Source organism: Sulfitobacter delicatus (assembly GCF_900102535.1).
Lineage (GTDB): Bacteria > Pseudomonadota > Alphaproteobacteria > Rhodobacterales > Rhodobacteraceae > Sulfitobacter > Sulfitobacter delicatus.
Genome location: NZ_FNBP01000002.1, coordinates 327,299 through 343,533, shown reverse-complemented (window position 1 = coordinate 343,533; position 16,235 = coordinate 327,299). Strand labels below are relative to the sequence as shown.

Sequence of the window (16,235 nt, the reverse complement as noted above, 5' to 3'; positions counted from 1 at the left end):
CGTGGTCAACCGTTCCCAGCAACCCTCTGGCGGGCCATGGCGCTGTCCGTATCCGTTACCCCCAACAGGTTCGACACCAAGCGGAGGAGGGCGTCTTCCTCATCCGAGCGGCTGCCATCGGCCAGAACCACTTGCCAGAGCGTTTCAATCACGCCGAGGCGGTGCTCATAGGGAACCGCATCCTTGATCGCGCGGGTAAAGCGAACCGTATCGGGAGCCTGCGCTTCCAGCTCTTCGCCTTCTTCGCGGAGTGCGGTGGCCTCTGCCTCGCTCAATCCATAACGTTGTGCGGCGATCTTATCGATCAGCCGACGCTCGCTCATGGCGTAGTCATTGTCAGACCGGGCGATGCGCACCAAAAGCGCGGTCAGCGCGAGGCGGGCATCGTTGTCGGCCATCGGGGCGGGCTCGGGCTGGGTCAGCCGCTTGAGGAAATCACCAAACATGTTCTGCGATATAGTCCGTGGCGGGGCAAAGGCCAACCCGCAGAGGTGCGGGCGCGGCGTGAGCAGATTAAAGCGAATTCAAGGCTTTGGCGCGGGCATTCGCCATGTCTTCATCCGACAGACCAAGCGCTGTTTCGATGGCAACGAGTTGAATTTCCTCATCGTCATTGCGCGCGCCATCTGAGAGCGCCACTTGCCACATCGCCTCTCCCAAAGCCTTCCGATCGTCATAGTTGACCTCTTCGCGCAGGATGCGGGTGAACTCCGGTGTGCCGGGGGCGTCGCGTTCCAGGGCTTCGCAGGTCGCGCGCAGCTTTGCCGCCTCGATGGGCTTGAGCCCAAAAGTTTGCGCAAGAATGCGGTCAATCTGCCCGATCTCGGACGCGCGGTAGTTCCGGTCGGCCAGTGCCACGCGCACCAGCAGGGCGCCCAAAGCCAGTTGGGCGTTGGGTTGCGGGAGCGGTTTGGGCGTCGCCTTGCGGCGGGGGAACAGTCGGGACAGCATGGGGCTCACTTATCTCAGGGGACGGGGTTGCCAAAGGGGAAACTGCGCCCCGGGCGCTCAGGTTCCGCGAAGGCTTGTTAGCGCCTAGTTATCGTAGCCTTCGACAATCACCAGTGACCCATCTGCCACATTCAGCCGGATGTCCTTGGCGCGCTGGTAGCCGGGGCTTTCGTAGCAGGCGACGGCTTCGGCGTAGCTGGGAAATTCCAGCACCACGGTCCGGGTGCGCATCTGGCCTTCGCGGATCTGCTGGGTGCCGCCACGGACGAGAAAGCGCGCGCCGTAATCGGCGAAAGGCTTGGCATTGGCGGCGCGGTATTTGTCGTAAATCTCAAGGTCGTGGATATCCATTGTGGCGATCCAATAGCCTTTTGGCATTTGTTATTTCTCCTGTCGGGTCAGCGTGGCGAAACGGGTGGTCAGGGCTTTGGCCTCGGTCTCCAGCCCGTAGGGGGGATTGATCACGAACATGCCCGAGCCGACCATGCCATGCCCGGGCCGCGCGGGCGGAAAGCGGACTTCGTGGCGCAGGGCTTCGGGGTGATTGGCGGTAAGCGCGTCCAGCATCGGCAGATGCGCGCGGTTGGTCAGGATCGGATACCACAGCCAGATGATCCCGACGTTCCAGGCGCGGCTGAGCTTGGCGATCTGGCGCGGGATGGTTTCGTAGTCGGTTTTGATCTCATAGCTGGGGTCGATCAGCAGCATCCCCCGGCGCGGCGTCGGCGGGGTGAGGGCGAAGGCCATCTCGAACCCGTCGCTAAGGTGGCATTTGGCCGGGTAGGGCGACATCGCCAGATCAAGCGCGCTGTGTTCTTGCGGGTGCAGTTCGGCCAGATGGATGCGGTCATCGGGGCGCAGCAGTTTGGCCGCCAGCAGCGGCGAGCCAGGGTAGGCGCGGGGGCCGTGGGTGGCGCGGATGTCTTGCAGGACTTTTGCATAGGGGTGATCGGGGGCGAACCATTTGGCGACCTTGTCGATGCCCTGGCGCGCCTCGCCGGTCTTTTCCGCTGCCGCATCGGAGAGGTCATAGAGCGCCCGGCCCGCGTGGGTTTCCAGATAGGTGAGCGGTTTGTCCTTGCGGGTCAGATACGACAGCGTCCAGGCCAGAAGCGCGTGTTTGTGCACGTCTGCAAGGTTTCCGGCGTGGTAGATATGTTGATAGCTGAGCATGGTTTAGGTGTAGCGGAGTGGTTGGCGGGTGCAACGCGAAAGAGTGGGACGGTGAGGGCCAGCGCCTGCCCGCGGGTCGGCGATGCTATGGGTGGTTCGTGCCACTTTATGGTGCAGCCATGTTGTGCTCTTTCGAAGGTGCGCGCCTGCCGCAAAATCGCCTACCCGTCCGGGCGGGCAGGCGATGGCCCGGCGCCTGCGGCTTGATTCCGGGCCGTGTGGTGGGAGCTAGATAAGAAAAAGGCCCGGCGTTTAACGCTCGGGCCTTCTAATTCAAACCAACCGCGATACTTCTTTCGCCGCCCGCACAAAATCCTTGAACAATGGGTGCGGCTCAAAGGGCTTAGACTTCAGCTCCGGATGGAACTGCACCCCAATAAACCAAGGATGATCCGCCCATTCCACGATCTCCGGCAACTTCCCATCCGGCGACATGCCCGAGAACTTCAGCCCAGCCTTCTCAAGCTGTTCTTTGTAAGCGATATCAACCTCATAACGGTGGCGATGCCGCTCATCAATCGTGGTGGTGCCATAGGCTTCGGCCACCCGCGAGCCCTCAACCAGCGTCGCGTCATAAGCGCCCAGACGCATGGTGCCGCCCTTGTCGTCATCCACTTTCCGCGCGACCTTGTGGTTGCCCTGCACCCATTCCTTCAGGTGATAGACCACCGGTTCGAACCGCTTCTTGCCGGCCTCATGGTCGAATTCTTCGGAGCCAGCCGTCTTCAGCCCAGCCACATTTCGCGCCGCCTCGATCACAGCCATTTGCATGCCAAGGCAAATCCCCAGATAGGGCACCTTGTGCTCGCGCGCATATTGCGCGGCCTTGATCTTGCCCTCGGTCCCCCGCTCGCCAAAGCCACCGGGGACGAGGATCGCGTGGAAACCTTCAAGATGCGGCCCGGCGTCTTCACTGTCGAAAATCTCGGCATCGACCCACTCGACCTTCACCTTCACCCGGTTCGCCATGCCGCCATGGGTCAGCGCCTCGGCGATGGATTTATAGGCATCCTCAAGTTGGGTGTATTTGCCCACGATAGCGACTTTGACCTCGCCCTCGGGGTTGTAGATGCGGTCCGCCACATCTTCCCACCGCGTCAGGTTCGGCTTGGGCGCGGGGGTGATCTCAAAGGCGTCCAGCACCGCTTGATCGAGCCCTTCGCGGTGATAGGCGAGCGGGGCCTCATAGATCGACTTCAAATCCTGCGCGGCAATTACCGAGTCGGGGCGCACGTTACAGAACAACGCCAGCTTCTCGCGCTCTTTTGCGGGGATCGGACCCTCGGAGCGGCAGACCAGAATGTCCGGCGCGATGCCGATCGAGCGCAACTCTTTGACCGAGTGCTGCGTCGGCTTGGTCTTCAACTCGCCGCTGGCTTTGACAAAGGGCAGAAGGGTCAGGTGCATAAAGATACACTGGCCGCGCGGCTTGTCCTGAGAGAACTGGCGGATCGCTTCAAAGAAGGGCAGACCTTCGATGTCGCCCACGGTGCCGCCAATCTCGCAGAGCATAAAGTCGACTTCATCGCCGCCGATATCAAGGAAGTCTTTAATCTCATTGGTGACATGCGGAATGACCTGAATGGTCTTGCCCAGATAATCGCCACGGCGCTCTTTTTCCAAAACGGTGGAGTAAACGCGCCCCGAACTGATACTGTCGGTCTTGCGCGCGGCCACACCGGTGAAACGCTCGTAATGGCCCAGGTCCAGATCGGTCTCCGCGCCATCGTCGGTGACAAAAACCTCGCCATGCTCAAACGGCGACATCGTGCCGGGGTCAACGTTCAGATAGGGATCAAGCTTGCGCAGACGGACCGAAAAGCCACGCGCCTGCAGCAAAGCGCCCAGAGCCGCCGAGGCCAGACCCTTGCCCAAAGACGAGACCACACCGCCGGTGATAAAGATATAACGTGCCATGTGAGCGGAGACCCCCGTGAGAATTGAGTTTGTTGCGGGCATAAACCAGCCAAACGCGTTGCGGAAAACCGCAACACCACGGGATTTAAGCCTTACAGGATTCGGATGTGCGAGGCAAGGCCCGCCGCAACATGATGTTGCAAGCTCGGTCCGTGCCTCAAGGTTTTGTGTTCGTTAGGTTAATCGGCCGCAGGGACCAGTGGCGCGTCGCCATCTGCCGAGGGCGGCAACAGATCGTCACCAGCAGGCAGGGCCGGGCTGCCGTTCTGGGCAGGCGGTGTCGCGCTCAGACGGTCGATGACAGAAGAGCCAGCGGATTTTTCAGCCGCAATGATAGTCAGCGTGATCGATGTCGCAATAAAGCCGATGGCAAGGATCCACGTCATCTTGCCCAGAGCGGTCGCGGCCGAGCGACCGGACACAGCGCCACCGCCGCCCCCGATGCCAAGGCCGCCGCCCTCGGACCGTTGCAGCAGCACCACGGCGATCAGGCCAAGGGCCAGAATCAGGTGAATGATCAGAACGACGTTTTCCATGGGCGAGACTGCTTTCGGTTTTGGTTGGCGGGTATCTATGCGTCTTTGATCATGGGGGCAAGGGTGGATTGGCGCGCGGCGGCGATCCGATCAACGGCTGAGAAAAAAAGACTGGTTGAGAAACGCTCGGCGCAAGCAAAGACCGCCGCATGGGGACGACGGTCTTTTGAAGCAGTACTCAACCACACTATGTAAGAGGGCTATCCTGGAAATAAGGTGGTGCAGACTCGCTTCGTAACCCTACTATAGCACAAAAATCGGGCATCCGGGCATAGATTGTTTGCAGGAAAATGAAGCCATTGGCCGCTTCGGCAATGGACAGCCGATTATCGCTCGGGCAGTCTGCGCCCATGCCACATGATCATCACGACCACGACCACCCCCATGCCCTGCTGCCGCCGGAGCCTGCGCTGCGCGTCAAGGCGCTTGAAACGCTGCTCACCCGCAAAGGGCTGATCGATCCCGCCGCATTGGACGAGATCATCGACACCTATGAAAACCGCATCGGCCCGCGCAATGGTGCGCAGGTGGTCGCGCGCGCTTGGAGCGATCCTGGGTTCCGCACCGCTTTGCTAGAAGACGCCACCGCCGTGGTGGCCGACATGGGGTTCTTCGGGCGGCAAGGCGAACATATGGTGGCCGTCGAAAACACCGACGAGGTGCATAACATTGTCGTCTGTACCCTCTGCAGCTGCTACCCGTGGCCGCTCTTGGGCATCCCGCCCGGCTGGTACAAATCCGACGCCTACCGTGCCCGCGTGGTGCGCGAGCCGCGCAAAGTGCTGGCGGAGTTCGGGGTCGAATTGCCCGAGCAGACCGCAGTGCGCGTTTGGGATTCGACCGCCGAAGTCCGCTATCTGGTGATTCCACAGCGTCCCGCCGGGTCCGAAGGGCTCAGCGAGGAAAAACTGACCAAGCTGGTCACCCGCGACAGTATGATCGGCACCGGTTTGGCAAAAACGCCATGACCCGGGTGCACGACATGGGCGGGCGTTTCGGGGACGGTCCGGTCACGCCCGAAGCCGAAGACGTGGTCTTCCATACCGACTGGCACCGCCGGGCCTTGGCCCTGACGCTGGCCACGGGCACCTTGGGCAAATGGAACATAGACGTGTCGCGCCACGCCCGCGAATGTCTGTCGCCGCAGGACTACACGACGTTTAGCTACTATGAGAAGTGGATCGCCGGGGTGGCGGATATGCTCGTCGCCCGCGGCGTGGTCAGCGCCGATGAGCTGGAAGGGTCCGCCGAGCCAACCCCAAGCCCGCTGGCCGAGAAAGCGTTGAAGGCGCCGCAAGTGGCTGGCGTCTTGGCCCGTGGTGGTCCTGCTGATCGACCCAGCGACATCGCCCCGACCTTTGCGCCCGGCGACAACGTCGTGACCCGCAAACACCCCGCAAACACCCTCGTCCCCGGCGGCCATACACGTCTGCCCGCATATGCTGCCGGTGCGCGGGGCAGGGTGGTCCGTCTGCACGGCACCCATGTGCTGCCCGACAGTAACGCCCACGGCCTCGGCGAAGCGCCTGAGCCGCTTTACGCCGTGGCCTTCCCGGCCTCTGAGCTTTGGGCGCACCCCGAACATCCGCGAGACGAAGTCGTGCTCGACCTGTGGCAAAGCTATCTGGTGACGCCATGACCGCCCCATCCGCCCCCGAACCCGTCTTTGAAGCGCCTTGGCACGCGCAGCTTTTCGCGGTGACAGTGCATCTGAATGAAACCGGTCTCTTCGATTGGCCCGACTGGGCTGCGCACTTCAGCGCAACCCTGGCCCGCCACGGGCTGACGCGCGACCTGAACGGCGGCGAGGACTACTTCAACGCGTGGCTCGAAACGCTCGAAACCCTTTTGATTGACCGCGGCCACGCCCAACCGGGCGACCTGCGCAGCCTGCGCGAGGGGTGGGAGGCCGCCTACCTAAACACCCCCCACGGCGACCCGGTGCATCTCGACCCCGCGCTCACCTGATTCTTTTTGGCTCTAAATACTTCCGCCGGAGGCCAGAAAGTTCTACGCCCCCTCCCACCGGGCGCGACGTTTTTGCAGTTTCACAAGCCCGCCACTGTCGCTATACGGGCGCCGGACATCGCAAAGGAATATATCATGGCCAATGTCGTCGTTGTCGGCGCCCAATGGGGCGACGAGGGAAAAGGCAAGATCGTGGACTGGCTCTCGGAGCGCGCCGACGTCATCGCGCGCTTTCAGGGCGGGCATAACGCCGGGCACACGCTTGTCATCGACGGCAAGGTCTACAAACTGCATGCGCTGCCCTCGGGTGTGGTGCGCGGCGGCAAGCTGTCGGTCATCGGCAATGGTGTGGTGCTGGACCCATGGCACCTGCTGAAAGAGATCGAGACCATCGAAGGGCAGGGCGTCGAGATCAACCCCGAGAACCTGATGATTGCGGAAAACACGCCGCTGATCCTGCCGTTCCATGGTGAGTTGGACCGCGCCCGCGAAGAAGCGGCGAGCAAGGGCACCAAGATCGGCACCACCGGGCGCGGCATTGGTCCCTGCTACGAAGACAAAGTCGGCCGCCGCGCCATCCGCGTGGCCGATCTGGCCGATCCAGCGACATTGGAGGCTCGCGTTGACCGCGCTCTGCAGCACCATGACCCGCTGCGCAAAGGCTTGGGCGTCGAAGCCATCGACCGCGACGCGCTGATCGCGCAACTGCAAGAGATTGCACCGAAAATTCTGCCCTTCGCAGCCCCCGTTTGGAAGGTGCTGGCCGAGAAACGCAAAGCCGGCAAACGCATTCTGTTCGAAGGCGCGCAGGGTGCTCTGCTCGATATCGACTTCGGCACGTATCCCTTCGTCACCTCCTCCAACGTGATCGCGGGGCAGGCGGCGACGGGCGTGGGCCTTGGCCCGACCGCCATCGACTATGTGCTGGGCATCGTCAAAGCCTATACCACCCGCGTCGGCGAAGGTCCGTTCCCGACCGAGTTGGAAGACGCCGACGGCCAGCGGTTGGGTGAGCGGGGCCATGAGTTTGGCACCACCACAGGGCGTAAGCGTCGCTGCGGCTGGTTCGACGCGGCGCTGCTGCGCCAGACCTGCGCGACCTCGGGCATCACCGGCATCTGCCTGACCAAACTCGACGTGCTCGACGGCTTCGAGACGCTGAAGGTCTGCGTCGGTTACGATCTCGACGGCGAACGCCTCGACTACCTGCCCACCGCCGCCGAGCAACAGGCGCGCTGCGTGCCGATCTACGAAGAGCTGCCGGGCTGGTCCGAATCGACCGAAGGCGCGCGCAGCTGGGCCGACCTTCCGGCCAATGCGATCAAATATGTGCGCCGGGTCGAAGAGTTGATCCAATGCCCGGTCGCGCTGGTCTCCACCTCGCCAGAGCGGGAGGACACCATTCTGGTGACCGACCCCTTCGCGGATTGATCGGATGGCGTTAAGCTACAAAGCCCGCCGCCGTTGGTCGCTGGTGATCCTTCTGATCGGCTTGCCCAGCTACATCGCTGTCGCGGTCTGGGCGGTGGCGCAGTTTGACCGGCCTCCGGTCCTACTGGAACTGGGCATCTATATTCTGCTCGGCTTGATCTGGGCGATCCCGCTAAGGTTTGTGTTTAAAGGGGTTGGCCAAGCTGACCCCGATGCCGACGACTGAAACAAAAAAAAAGCGCCCCGCGGGGCGCTTTTTCCTATCTCTGCTGCAGTTTGGGCTTAACCAACCGCGCGGTGATCGGGGCGGAAACCGATGTCTTCCGACACGGTGAAGCGTCCGCCTTTGATCTTCTCAATCTTGCCTGCACGCAACAGTTGGCCAAAGGAGCGCAGCCCGTCTTCGCGGGAGAAATCCTCAAGACCCACCGAGCGAACTTTGCCCATCAATTGCGGACGCGAAAACTGATCGCGGCCCTCGACGAAGGACATATAGGACGCAGCAGCTTCGAGCAGTTCGGGCAGTTTATGCGCACCCATATCGGCGGCAAAATCGGCAAAGCTCTCGGCATCGGGGTTGTCTTTGGGCTGCTCAACCACGGCGGCGACGCGGCGTGGGCGCACGGGGCCGGTGGGGCGCAACTGGTCTACGTCGATACGCTGTTCGGCCACCAGTTTAAGCGGGGCAGGACGGGCATCGCTTGCCGGGCGTTCGGTGCGGACGCTGCGGCTTTCGGGGCGACGCGGACGCACCACCTCGGCCAGATCCTCGCGGTAGGCCTCGGTAGACGTGGGTTTCGTGCCGGGGCCGCCCATGGCTTCATCTGCCTTTTTGGCTGCGACCGCAGCGCGCAGATGTGCAAATGCATCGCGGCGCGTGGCGCTTTCGGGCTCGCCCATCTTGCTGTCGGTCTCATCCATCAGACGCGACATATCGGGGCTTGCTTCATCATCGATGGTGGGCAGGCTGCGACGCGCGGGTTGGGCCGCCTCATCTTTTGCTTCCGGGGTGTCGACAAGCGCTTCGGCTTCTTCTGATGTCTCTTCTTCAGAACCCTCTACGGCACCAGCCAACACGGCGGCGAAATCGTCTTCTTCGTCGGTTTCCGGCTCTGCTTCGGCTGCCACTGTCGGCGTTTCGGCCACTGCGGGCTCAATGCTCGGCACGTCGGCTTCCTCTTCGACCGAGGCCGTACCGTTCAACTCGGCTTCAAGCGCTGCCAGTTCGCGGGCCAGATCGTCCTCGTCTTCAGGGGAGAGGGACGAATTGCGGTTGGTGTTTTCTGCTGCAGTCTCAGACGTAGCTGCCGCATCCTTTTGCTCGGTCACCTCTTCGAGGGTTCCGCTGGCAATCGCGGCATCTAGATCGGCACGTTTGACCTTGATGACACGGCCACGGGGCGCGGGCGCTTCGGCTTCGGGCTCACGCGGCGCTTCGGCCTCAATCTGTTCGGGCTCATCACGCTCCAGACGGCTCAGGATGTCGGCGAGGTCGTCGTCTTCGTCCTCTGCTTCAGCTTCCGCTGTGTCGGCTGCGTCGTCGGCTTCCAGAGCATCTTCGATGTCGCGACGTGCGGCGGCGATGGCTGCGTCATGCTGCGCGTCACCCGCTTCTGGGGCTTCGGCCAGCACGGGTGCTGCGGCTTCTGCAACTTCGTCCTCGTCGTAGCTGTCTTCGTCATCCTGCTGCGCCACCACCGCGCGGATGCGCTGCAGTTTGGCGGCGATGCTGTCGGCGGGAGCTTCGTCCTGAGCGAGGATGTCTTCAGCAGCCGAGGCTTGAACTTCGTCCTCGTATTCGGACTGCGGCTGAGGGCTTTCAGCGAAGAAAGCTTCGGCCTCCGTCAGCTCTTCCTCGGTCGCTTCCGCTTCGGGCGCTTCAACTTCAGGCGCTTCGGCCTTCGGTGCTGCTGCGACTTCTACTTCGTCTTCGGCCATAGGCTCAGCAGCAGCGGCTTCCGGCGGGCTTACAGGCGCTTCTTCGGCCACCACGGCAGCTGTATCCGCGATCTCTGCCTCAAGCGCAGCGGCGGGGGCGTCTTGTGCTTCAGGGGTCTCGGCCAGCGTCGGTGCCAGAGCAGTGGCTTGAGGCGCGGGCGCTTCTGCCGCGGCGGGCTCCGCGCTCTGATCCTCCAGCGCGCTCAGCACGATCTTGCCTTCCTGCTCGCGGGCCTGCACCCGGCGGGAGACTTCTTTCTGTGCGATGCGCGCCAACATCTCTGCGTCGGGCTGCGGTGGCTCTGCGCCAAAGTAACGGTCATCCGATGCCAGATCACGGAAATACTCGGCAATGGCCTTCATCGTGCCAAAGCTGTCGTCGAAGCCTTCCAGCGTGCACGAAAAAGTGCCATAGGAGACCGTCAGAATTTTGTTGCTGTTCATCATCGGATGCTCGTCCTCTGCGGTGTTGCAGATATCGTTTACCACGATGTCCAAGACCAAAGCGGCCCGAATCTGTGCCATTCAACGTATGATTTCAAGGCGAGATTAAGGCAGGTTTCCAAAAGGGGCGTTAATTGACCACCTCAGATTACATTGTTCACAGTTCGGGTCCAGTCACCTTAATCGGGGGCGGCGAGGCGACCCAGCAGGATCTTTCAGACGCTCTGGCATTGGCCCCGACCTGTGTGGCCGCCGATGGAGGGGCGGCGCTTGCGGTGGCAGCAGGCGTGCCGCTGGCGGCGCTAATCGGCGATCTGGATTCAACAGCACCTGATGTGCTCGCTCAAATCCCACCGGCGCGCCGCCATTTGATTGCCGAACAGGAAAGCACCGATTTCGACAAAGCCCTAAGCCGGATCGATGCGCCGCTGGTCTGGGGCGTCGGCTTTACTGGCGGGCGGTTGGATCACCAGTTGGCGGCCTTCAATACATTGGCCGCTTTCGCGCATCGGCCCTGTATTCTCCTGGGTCCGCAGGAAATCGTCTTGCTGGCCCCACCGCGGATCACCTTGCCGACTATGGCGGGAGAGGTCGTGTCTCTCATGCCGCTTGCCCCCGTGCGCGGCACGAGCACAGGCCTGCTCTGGCCGATTGACGGTTTGGACTTTGCGCCGGGAGGGCAGATTGGCACGTCCAATCAGGCGGCAGGGCCGATCGATTTGACCTTTGAAAGCCCTGACATGCTGATGATCATCCCGCGTCGGCTTATGGCGCCGCTGACGGCGCAGTTGCTGCAGCCAGATCGCGCGCACTGGCCCGTTCGCGCAGAACGACATAAAGCCCCGCACCCATAATGATAACGATGCCGACCCCGGCCAAAGGGTTCGGTAACTCGCCAAAAATCACCAACCCCAAAAGGGTCGCGAAGGGGATTTCCAAATATTGCATTGGCGCCAGCGTCGCAGCAGGCGCATAGCGCAACGACCATGTCATCAGAAGATGCGCCGCAGTGCCAAGCAGACCGATGCCCAAAAGCAGGGTCCAATCGAAACTGTCAGGGCGGATCATCTGCAGCGGGGCGAGATGGGTCGCCGGGCCGGCTGCCAGAAGCGGCACCACGATCAGAACCGCCAAAACGCCGCTGACAGCTTGCAGGCCAATGGGATCGGTTTCCTTTGCGATCTGGCGGGTGACCAGCATGAAGAGCGAGAAGATTACGGCGACGGCGACCGGCAATAGAGCGGGCCAGCCGACAGTCGCGAAGCTGGGTTGTACCACCAAAAGCGTCCCCAGAAACCCGACGATACAGGCGCTTAGCCTGCGCGGGCCGACCTCTTCGTGCAGGATGTATTTACCTAACATCAACATGAAGAAGGGCATCACAAAGGCGATGGCGACCGCATCTGCAAGGGGCAGGTATTTGAGCGCCGTGAACATCGCCGCGATCCCCGCCATATGCAGGACAGTGCGCAGGACCGTCAGCAGCCAGACACGACCTCGCATGCGCCAGACCCGCTGGCTGCCCCATACGAATGGGACAAGGACAACGGCCTGCACTGCAAAGCGGATCATGACAACCTGCGCCAGCGGCACCGACTCGCCCAGCAGTTTGGCCACTGCGTCTCCTACCGGAGCCATGACGCAAAAGCCCAACATGAGCGCCACGCCGAGAATGGGTTTGTCCTGATGCATGAGAGAAGATTAGAGCAGAATCAACAGATCGCGCAATCTTTGGTTGATAGGTCGAATAGTGCGCAACCAAAGACATTTTGGCTGCGGGCTTGGCCGCTCTCTCACACACGGCGCAAATGCCAGATGGTGCAGGGGGTTAGGTGAGGTGCTTCATCTTGTCATCCTATGCGACCTTAACAAATATTATGCAGGTTTGGCCCGGTTGCTGAGTGAAAAAGTCCGCTGCTCAAGCTGCGGGGCGGCTCAACGTAACTTGGTTTCGACCGTGAACCTTGGCCGAATAGAGCGCCCGATCCGCCTCTGCGAGCAACCTATCCACACTGTCCATTTGACCCTCACCCCTCTTAGGGCCGACGGCAAGGCCGATGCTAATTGTCACTCTTAAGGGCTGGGTCGAATGGGGGAGGTGAAAGCCCCGACCGGCAATATCGGCGCAAAGCCGCGCCGCTGCGGTTTCACCTTCGGCCATCGTGGTACCGGGCATAACGATCAGGAATTCTTCCCCGCCAATCCTGGCGATAAGGTCCATTCCGCGCAGGTTGTCGCGCAGGCGTTGCGCGGTTTGCACCAGTACCGCGTCCCCAGCCGCATGACCGAATTGGTCATTAATCTGTTTGAAGTGATCTAAATCGGCGACCATCACTGCGAAGGGTCGGTCGGTCTCCTGCGCGCGTTCGGCGATCCTTGCCAGATGGGGCATGGCGTAGCGTCTGTTGTGCAGCCCGGTCAGCGGATCGAAAACAGCCGCTTTAAGCCCTGTGCGAACCGTCGCACGCAATTGGTCCGCCGTCCGTTTCCGGCGCAGGAGCGCATGCAACCGAAGGGTCATTTCAGCCGCATCGAACCCGTCGGTCATCAAATCATCCGCACCAAGATCGAGCGCAGTGGCGGCGAGCGCCGTATTTGGCGACAGTTGCACAACCAACAGACCGGCATGCCGGGTATGAGCATTAGCCCGTAGTGCCGAGATCAGACGACAGGCTGCGGTTGCGCCATTTGGATCGGAGGGGAGGGCCAGCACAAAAACATCCGGCGGCCCGTCGGCAGGAATTTCGCAGATCGCATCATCCGGTTTGGCCAGTGAAAGCCGTGCCCGCAAGCGGGGGCGAAGCCCATGCGCCCAGCCAAGTGTCGTGGCACTATTATCGTGAAGCAATACACAGTGGCCCAGTGGCGCGTAGTCTGCCGCCGGTTCTGCCAAGCCAAGCGCCCGTGTCGTGTCGTCCCGCATTTGCCATTCATCCGCAGCATTGCGCGCTCGGATCAGGCTTCGGACACGCCCCAGCAGCAATGTATCATCTAGGGGTTTCAGTAAAACGTCGCTGACCCCGGCTTCGAGCGCCGCAAGCCTGCTGTCAGCATTGTCCCGGTTGCCAATGGCCAGCACAGGAAGTTGCAGAGAAGGGAACCGATCTCTCAGTCCCTTGCAGAGGTCGGAAGCCGTCCCGTCGGGCAAAGTTAGCGCACAGATCACCAGATCCGGCGGACGTCGACCCACCTCAGCTATGGCCTGTCTAATGTCATCTGCTTGAGCAACCTTGTAGTAAGCCGAGGCGAGTTTGACCTTAAGGCTGATCCGATTGGTCGCGATAGTATCGACGATAAGGATAGTCCCCTGCACGACAGCTCCTTCACCGTACAAACCAGTTTATCGTGCCAGTCTTTGCGCCTATTGGTTAACAAAGCGTTTCTACCTTGCCGGAAAAGATGAATTCTATGTCCTATACGACAGAAGCCGCCGAAACTTTGGCTCTGCGTGCCCTCGCATGGCTGGCCGCGAACGATGACCTGCTACCAGTGTTCTTAGGCAGCACCGGGGCTTCAGAAGCTGATGTGAAGGCGCAGGCCGGTGATCCTGTGTTTTTGGGCGCCGTGCTGGACTTCTTGATGATGGATGACGCTTGGGTCATCGCCTTTTGCGACCATGCCGCCCTGCCATACGAGCGCATCATGGAAGCGCGCGCGGCGCTTCCGGGGGGCGAGCAGGTGCATTGGACGTGAGTGAAGTCAAAGCCGTACTCTTCGACAAGGACGGCACACTGTTCGACTTTGCAGCCACTTGGGTACCTTGGGCGGAGCACTTCTTGCTGAAGGCTTTCGAGGGGGATCAGGACCGGGCAGGGGCAGCAGGCGCGGCGATCGGGTTTGACTTGGCTGTGCGGCAGTTCAAGCGCGATAGCATTGCGATTGCAGGCACACCGGATGAGGTTGTCGCGGCGCTGGCGCCGCATCTGCCGTGTATAGACCCATCTGTCCTGCTGACTTTGCTGAACACCGAAGCCGCCGCCGCGCCGCAACGCGAAGCCGTGCCCTTGGCCCCTTTGTTGCGCCAATTGCGCGCGCGGGGTTTGCGGCTTGGTGTCGCTACAAACGATGCGGAACATCCCGCGCGGGCCCATCTGACGGCAGCGGGCGTTGCCGAGATGTTCGATTTCATTGCGGGGTTTGACAGTGGGCATGGGGGCAAGCCTGATACCGGCCAGTTGCTTGCTTTTGCGGCCCATGTCGAATTGCCGCCTGCGCAGATCGCCATGGTGGGGGACAGCTTGCACGATCTAGAAGCCGCGCGGGGCGCCGGAATGATCCCAGTTGCGGTGCTTACTGGGCCAGCAGAGGCTGATGTCCTTGCCCCCCATGCCGAAATCGTACTGTCAGACGTTGGACAATTGCCTGCTTGGCTGGATCAGCGGCAGCCGTAAATAAGAACGAAACTTCTACCAACGGGTATCGCCCTAGTCCTGCGTATCCCGGCGTTGCACGCCTTCAAGCAAATCTGACGACAAGTGCTCGCCGTGAAGCACCGAGATATTGCCCGTCGTTTCCAGCACCACAGCCCGCACCTGCGAGAAATCCAGTGCATTGGCCTCGCGGAGCTTGGCGATCAGGTCGGCCCGTGCCACCCGCGTCTTGCGCAGCGCTTCGTCAAGGATCACACCGTCGCGCATGAGCATCACCGGTTCATTCTCAACCACCCGCTCGAACTGATCCGAAGACTGTCGCATCTGCGCGACCACATATTGCGCGCCGAGCAAGGCGGCGATGGCCAAGGTCGGCTGCGCAAACTCGGGCCATGTCGTCGCTTGGCAGGCCCCCGCCAACAAAGAGCCCGTGGCCACGGTGGTCACGAAGTCAAAGGCGGTCATTTTTGAAAAGGCGCGCAGTCCGATGACCCGCACAACAAAGATCACCCAGCCGAGAGCTATCGCGGAGAGCAGGATCGCGCGGGCGATCAAGTCGAGCATGTCACTGTCAAAGAACATCGGTTAACCAAACTCCTCACGCAGCGCACGTCCACGGCGAATGAAAAGCCGCCCGAGCAGGACAACCATCGCCATGGCGATCAGGCCTAGATAGCGCTCATATAACCCGTCAATCCCGGTAGGCAGAAAGAAAAACGGCGGTGCCGAGATCAGCCAGAGCAGCGAGATCACCCGAAGCGCCTTCCCTTGTCCCGGTGCGGTTTCTTCCAACCCATGCGACAAAAGCCAAGGGATCAGCAGCATCAGCAAACCGAGCGCGTATACCAGATAGATGTGAATCACGACGCCATCGGAATCGTTGTCGCCATATTCATTCCGCGCCCCAACGAGAAAGACGATGAGCGCCAAGGCCGCGAGCCCAATGGTCCCCGCGCTCCAACGCGCGCCGCCGAGGTGCACATGGGCGCAGAGCAGGGCGCATGCGACCAGTGCGGCGGAGAACGCATAGATGCCAATGTCGACGATGGATTCATAGCGCCCCGCACCGAGGTCGCTGATTGTGTCAGCAATCCAGTCATGATCAGGGACAACAAAATCGGCAATGAGGATGGAAACCGCAAAGACGACGCAGCCGAGAACGGCTACCCAGCCAAGGCAGGTCATGAACCCCGGCGCGCTCTGCTGCCGGGGGGCGGTTATCGTTTCATGCATGGTCCTACCTTACGTATGGGGTGCCGCGGGATTAGTCCGACAGACGGGAGCGTTCCTCGGCATTCGGGCTGCCTGCCGGTGCCTCGTCTAGCGTGGCTTCAGGGCGGTGCAGCTTCTCATCTGGCTTCTTCGGTGGTGTCTTGTTTTCTTCTTTGGGGTGTTTGGGCTGATCACTCATGGCGCTGACTCCTGTCTCGGTTGCGGGAAGGGTGGTGCGGATCGGTCATCGCACAAACGCCTTGGCTCACTGTCCGGTTCCCCCGCTACGGTCTGG

Annotated in this window: 20 protein-coding genes; 8 read left to right on the top strand and 12 right to left on the bottom strand. The window is 61.5% G+C overall.

Going from position 1 to position 16,235, the window contains the following annotated elements:
• Positions 1–5: 5 nt before the first annotated feature.
• From BLS57_RS04880 to secG, 6 genes are all read right to left on the bottom strand, one after another.
• On the bottom strand, positions 6–446 hold the full coding sequence (locus BLS57_RS04880) for a tellurite resistance TerB family protein (RefSeq protein WP_093739743.1): 441 nt from the start codon (positions 444–446) through the stop codon (positions 6–8).
• A 67-nt stretch (positions 447–513) separates the two neighbouring features.
• The gene (locus BLS57_RS04875) at positions 514–951 is read right to left on the bottom strand and encodes a tellurite resistance TerB family protein (protein WP_093739741.1); all 438 of its coding nucleotides are present in this window, start codon (positions 949–951) and stop codon (positions 514–516) included.
• A gap of 84 nt (positions 952–1,035) precedes the next feature.
• Positions 1,036–1,329 carry a DUF1330 domain-containing protein gene (locus tag BLS57_RS04870; RefSeq protein WP_093739739.1) on the bottom strand — a complete coding sequence of 98 codons (294 nt, stop codon included), beginning with the start codon at positions 1,327–1,329 and terminating at the stop codon, positions 1,036–1,038.
• A gap of 3 nt (positions 1,330–1,332) precedes the next feature.
• On the bottom strand, positions 1,333–2,124 hold the full coding sequence (locus BLS57_RS04865; protein ID WP_093739737.1) for a 23S rRNA (adenine(2030)-N(6))-methyltransferase RlmJ: 792 nt from the start codon (positions 2,122–2,124) through the stop codon (positions 1,333–1,335).
• Between the two features lie 273 nt (positions 2,125–2,397).
• Positions 2,398–4,041, bottom strand: a complete 1,644-nt coding sequence (locus tag BLS57_RS04860) for a CTP synthase (protein WP_093739735.1) — start codon at positions 4,039–4,041, stop codon at positions 2,398–2,400.
• A gap of 179 nt (positions 4,042–4,220) precedes the next feature.
• Positions 4,221–4,577 (bottom strand): preprotein translocase subunit SecG, encoded by a 357-nt coding sequence (gene secG, locus BLS57_RS04855; protein ID WP_093739733.1) that lies wholly within the window; start codon positions 4,575–4,577, stop codon positions 4,221–4,223.
• Between the two features lie 350 nt (positions 4,578–4,927).
• Between secG and nthA the strand changes: the two genes are divergently transcribed.
• From nthA to BLS57_RS04830, 5 genes are all read left to right on the top strand, one after another.
• The gene (gene nthA / locus BLS57_RS04850) at positions 4,928–5,545 is read left to right on the top strand and encodes a nitrile hydratase subunit alpha (protein ID WP_093740332.1); all 618 of its coding nucleotides are present in this window, start codon (positions 4,928–4,930) and stop codon (positions 5,543–5,545) included.
• Positions 5,542–6,216 carry a nitrile hydratase subunit beta gene (gene nthB / locus BLS57_RS04845; protein ID WP_093739731.1) on the top strand — a complete coding sequence of 225 codons (675 nt, stop codon included), beginning with the start codon at positions 5,542–5,544 and terminating at the stop codon, positions 6,214–6,216. Before nthA ends, nthB begins: the two co-directional genes overlap by 4 nt.
• Entirely contained in the window at positions 6,213–6,545 is a 333-nt protein-coding gene (locus BLS57_RS04840) for a nitrile hydratase accessory protein (RefSeq protein ID WP_093739729.1), read from the top strand. The genes nthB and BLS57_RS04840 overlap by 4 nt, the downstream gene beginning before the upstream one ends.
• 135 nt (positions 6,546–6,680) lie before the next feature.
• Complete coding sequence (locus BLS57_RS04835) at positions 6,681–7,976, top strand: adenylosuccinate synthase (RefSeq protein ID WP_067626585.1); 1,296 nt, start codon at positions 6,681–6,683, stop codon at positions 7,974–7,976.
• A gap of 4 nt (positions 7,977–7,980) precedes the next feature.
• A complete protein-coding gene (locus BLS57_RS04830) occupies positions 7,981–8,202 on the top strand; it encodes a DUF2842 domain-containing protein (protein ID WP_093739727.1) in 222 nt (73 codons plus the stop codon).
• 56 nt (positions 8,203–8,258) lie between these two features.
• Here the strand turns inward: BLS57_RS04830 and BLS57_RS04825 are convergent, their stop codons facing one another.
• Positions 8,259–10,439 carry a hypothetical protein gene (locus BLS57_RS04825; RefSeq protein ID WP_244153597.1) on the bottom strand — a complete coding sequence of 727 codons (2,181 nt, stop codon included), beginning with the start codon at positions 10,437–10,439 and terminating at the stop codon, positions 8,259–8,261.
• Between the two features lie 53 nt (positions 10,440–10,492).
• On the opposite strand from BLS57_RS04825, the gene BLS57_RS04820 reads away from it, so the two are divergent.
• Positions 10,493–11,212: a thiamine diphosphokinase gene (locus BLS57_RS04820; protein ID WP_244153596.1), complete on the top strand. Its 720-nt coding sequence runs from the start codon at positions 10,493–10,495 to the stop codon at positions 11,210–11,212.
• Here the strand turns inward: BLS57_RS04820 and BLS57_RS04815 are convergent.
• Both BLS57_RS04815 and BLS57_RS04810 read right to left on the bottom strand, forming a co-directional pair.
• A complete protein-coding gene (locus BLS57_RS04815) occupies positions 11,124–12,050 on the bottom strand; it encodes a DMT family transporter (RefSeq protein WP_093739725.1) in 927 nt (308 codons plus the stop codon). The two genes, BLS57_RS04820 and BLS57_RS04815, sit on opposite strands and share 89 nt — an antisense overlap.
• 226 nt (positions 12,051–12,276) lie before the next feature.
• Positions 12,277–13,671 carry a diguanylate cyclase gene (locus BLS57_RS04810; RefSeq protein ID WP_093739723.1) on the bottom strand — a complete coding sequence of 465 codons (1,395 nt, stop codon included), beginning with the start codon at positions 13,669–13,671 and terminating at the stop codon, positions 12,277–12,279.
• Between the two features lie 95 nt (positions 13,672–13,766).
• On the opposite strand from BLS57_RS04810, the gene BLS57_RS04805 reads away from it, so the two are divergent.
• Both BLS57_RS04805 and BLS57_RS04800 read left to right on the top strand, forming a co-directional pair.
• A complete protein-coding gene (locus tag BLS57_RS04805; RefSeq protein WP_093739721.1) occupies positions 13,767–14,051 on the top strand; it encodes a DUF3572 domain-containing protein in 285 nt (94 codons plus the stop codon).
• Positions 14,042–14,749 carry an HAD family hydrolase gene (locus tag BLS57_RS04800; protein ID WP_093739719.1) on the top strand — a complete coding sequence of 236 codons (708 nt, stop codon included), beginning with the start codon at positions 14,042–14,044 and terminating at the stop codon, positions 14,747–14,749. Before BLS57_RS04805 ends, BLS57_RS04800 begins: the two co-directional genes overlap by 10 nt.
• A 33-nt stretch (positions 14,750–14,782) precedes the next feature.
• Here BLS57_RS04800 and BLS57_RS04795 read toward each other — a convergent pair whose 3' ends face one another.
• Genes BLS57_RS04795 through BLS57_RS19705 form a run of 3 tightly spaced genes read right to left on the bottom strand, consistent with a single transcriptional unit; the run spans position 14,783 to position 16,139 of the window.
• The gene (locus BLS57_RS04795) at positions 14,783–15,310 is read right to left on the bottom strand and encodes a DUF421 domain-containing protein (protein WP_093739717.1); all 528 of its coding nucleotides are present in this window, start codon (positions 15,308–15,310) and stop codon (positions 14,783–14,785) included.
• Positions 15,311–15,313: 3 nt separating this feature from the next.
• Positions 15,314–15,961: a DUF998 domain-containing protein gene (locus BLS57_RS04790; RefSeq protein ID WP_167356370.1), complete on the bottom strand. Its 648-nt coding sequence runs from the start codon at positions 15,959–15,961 to the stop codon at positions 15,314–15,316.
• 31 nt (positions 15,962–15,992) lie between these two features.
• Positions 15,993–16,139: a hypothetical protein gene (locus tag BLS57_RS19705; protein ID WP_167356369.1), complete on the bottom strand. Its 147-nt coding sequence runs from the start codon at positions 16,137–16,139 to the stop codon at positions 15,993–15,995.
• Positions 16,140–16,235: the final 96 nt, after the last annotated feature.

Excerpts from the sequence above, each read along its gene's own strand:
- BLS57_RS04880 (WP_093739743.1), bottom strand. The coding sequence starts at position 446 with ATGTTTGGTGATTTCCTCAAGCGGCTGACCCAGCCCGAGCCCGCCCCG.
- BLS57_RS04875 (WP_093739741.1), bottom strand. The coding sequence starts at position 951 with ATGCTGTCCCGACTGTTCCCCCGCCGCAAGGCGACGCCCAAACCGCTC.
- BLS57_RS04870 (WP_093739739.1), bottom strand. The coding sequence starts at position 1,329 with ATGCCAAAAGGCTATTGGATCGCCACAATGGATATCCACGACCTTGAG.
- BLS57_RS04865 (WP_093739737.1), bottom strand. The coding sequence starts at position 2,124 with ATGCTCAGCTATCAACATATCTACCACGCCGGAAACCTTGCAGACGTG.
- BLS57_RS04860 (WP_093739735.1), bottom strand. The coding sequence starts at position 4,041 with ATGGCACGTTATATCTTTATCACCGGCGGTGTGGTCTCGTCTTTGGGC.
- secG (WP_093739733.1), bottom strand. The coding sequence starts at position 4,577 with ATGGAAAACGTCGTTCTGATCATTCACCTGATTCTGGCCCTTGGCCTG.
- nthA (WP_093740332.1), top strand. The coding sequence starts at position 4,928 with ATGCCACATGATCATCACGACCACGACCACCCCCATGCCCTGCTGCCG.
- nthB (WP_093739731.1), top strand. The coding sequence starts at position 5,542 with ATGACCCGGGTGCACGACATGGGCGGGCGTTTCGGGGACGGTCCGGTC.
- BLS57_RS04840 (WP_093739729.1), top strand. The coding sequence starts at position 6,213 with ATGACCGCCCCATCCGCCCCCGAACCCGTCTTTGAAGCGCCTTGGCAC.
- BLS57_RS04835 (WP_067626585.1), top strand. The coding sequence starts at position 6,681 with ATGGCCAATGTCGTCGTTGTCGGCGCCCAATGGGGCGACGAGGGAAAA.
- BLS57_RS04830 (WP_093739727.1), top strand. The coding sequence starts at position 7,981 with ATGGCGTTAAGCTACAAAGCCCGCCGCCGTTGGTCGCTGGTGATCCTT.
- BLS57_RS04825 (WP_244153597.1), bottom strand. The coding sequence starts at position 10,439 with ATGGCACAGATTCGGGCCGCTTTGGTCTTGGACATCGTGGTAAACGAT.
- BLS57_RS04815 (WP_093739725.1), bottom strand. The coding sequence starts at position 12,050 with ATGCATCAGGACAAACCCATTCTCGGCGTGGCGCTCATGTTGGGCTTT.
- BLS57_RS04805 (WP_093739721.1), top strand. The coding sequence starts at position 13,767 with ATGTCCTATACGACAGAAGCCGCCGAAACTTTGGCTCTGCGTGCCCTC.
- BLS57_RS04795 (WP_093739717.1), bottom strand. The coding sequence starts at position 15,310 with ATGTTCTTTGACAGTGACATGCTCGACTTGATCGCCCGCGCGATCCTG.
- BLS57_RS04790 (WP_167356370.1), bottom strand. The coding sequence starts at position 15,961 with ATGCATGAAACGATAACCGCCCCCCGGCAGCAGAGCGCGCCGGGGTTC.
- BLS57_RS19705 (WP_167356369.1), bottom strand. The coding sequence starts at position 16,139 with ATGAGTGATCAGCCCAAACACCCCAAAGAAGAAAACAAGACACCACCG.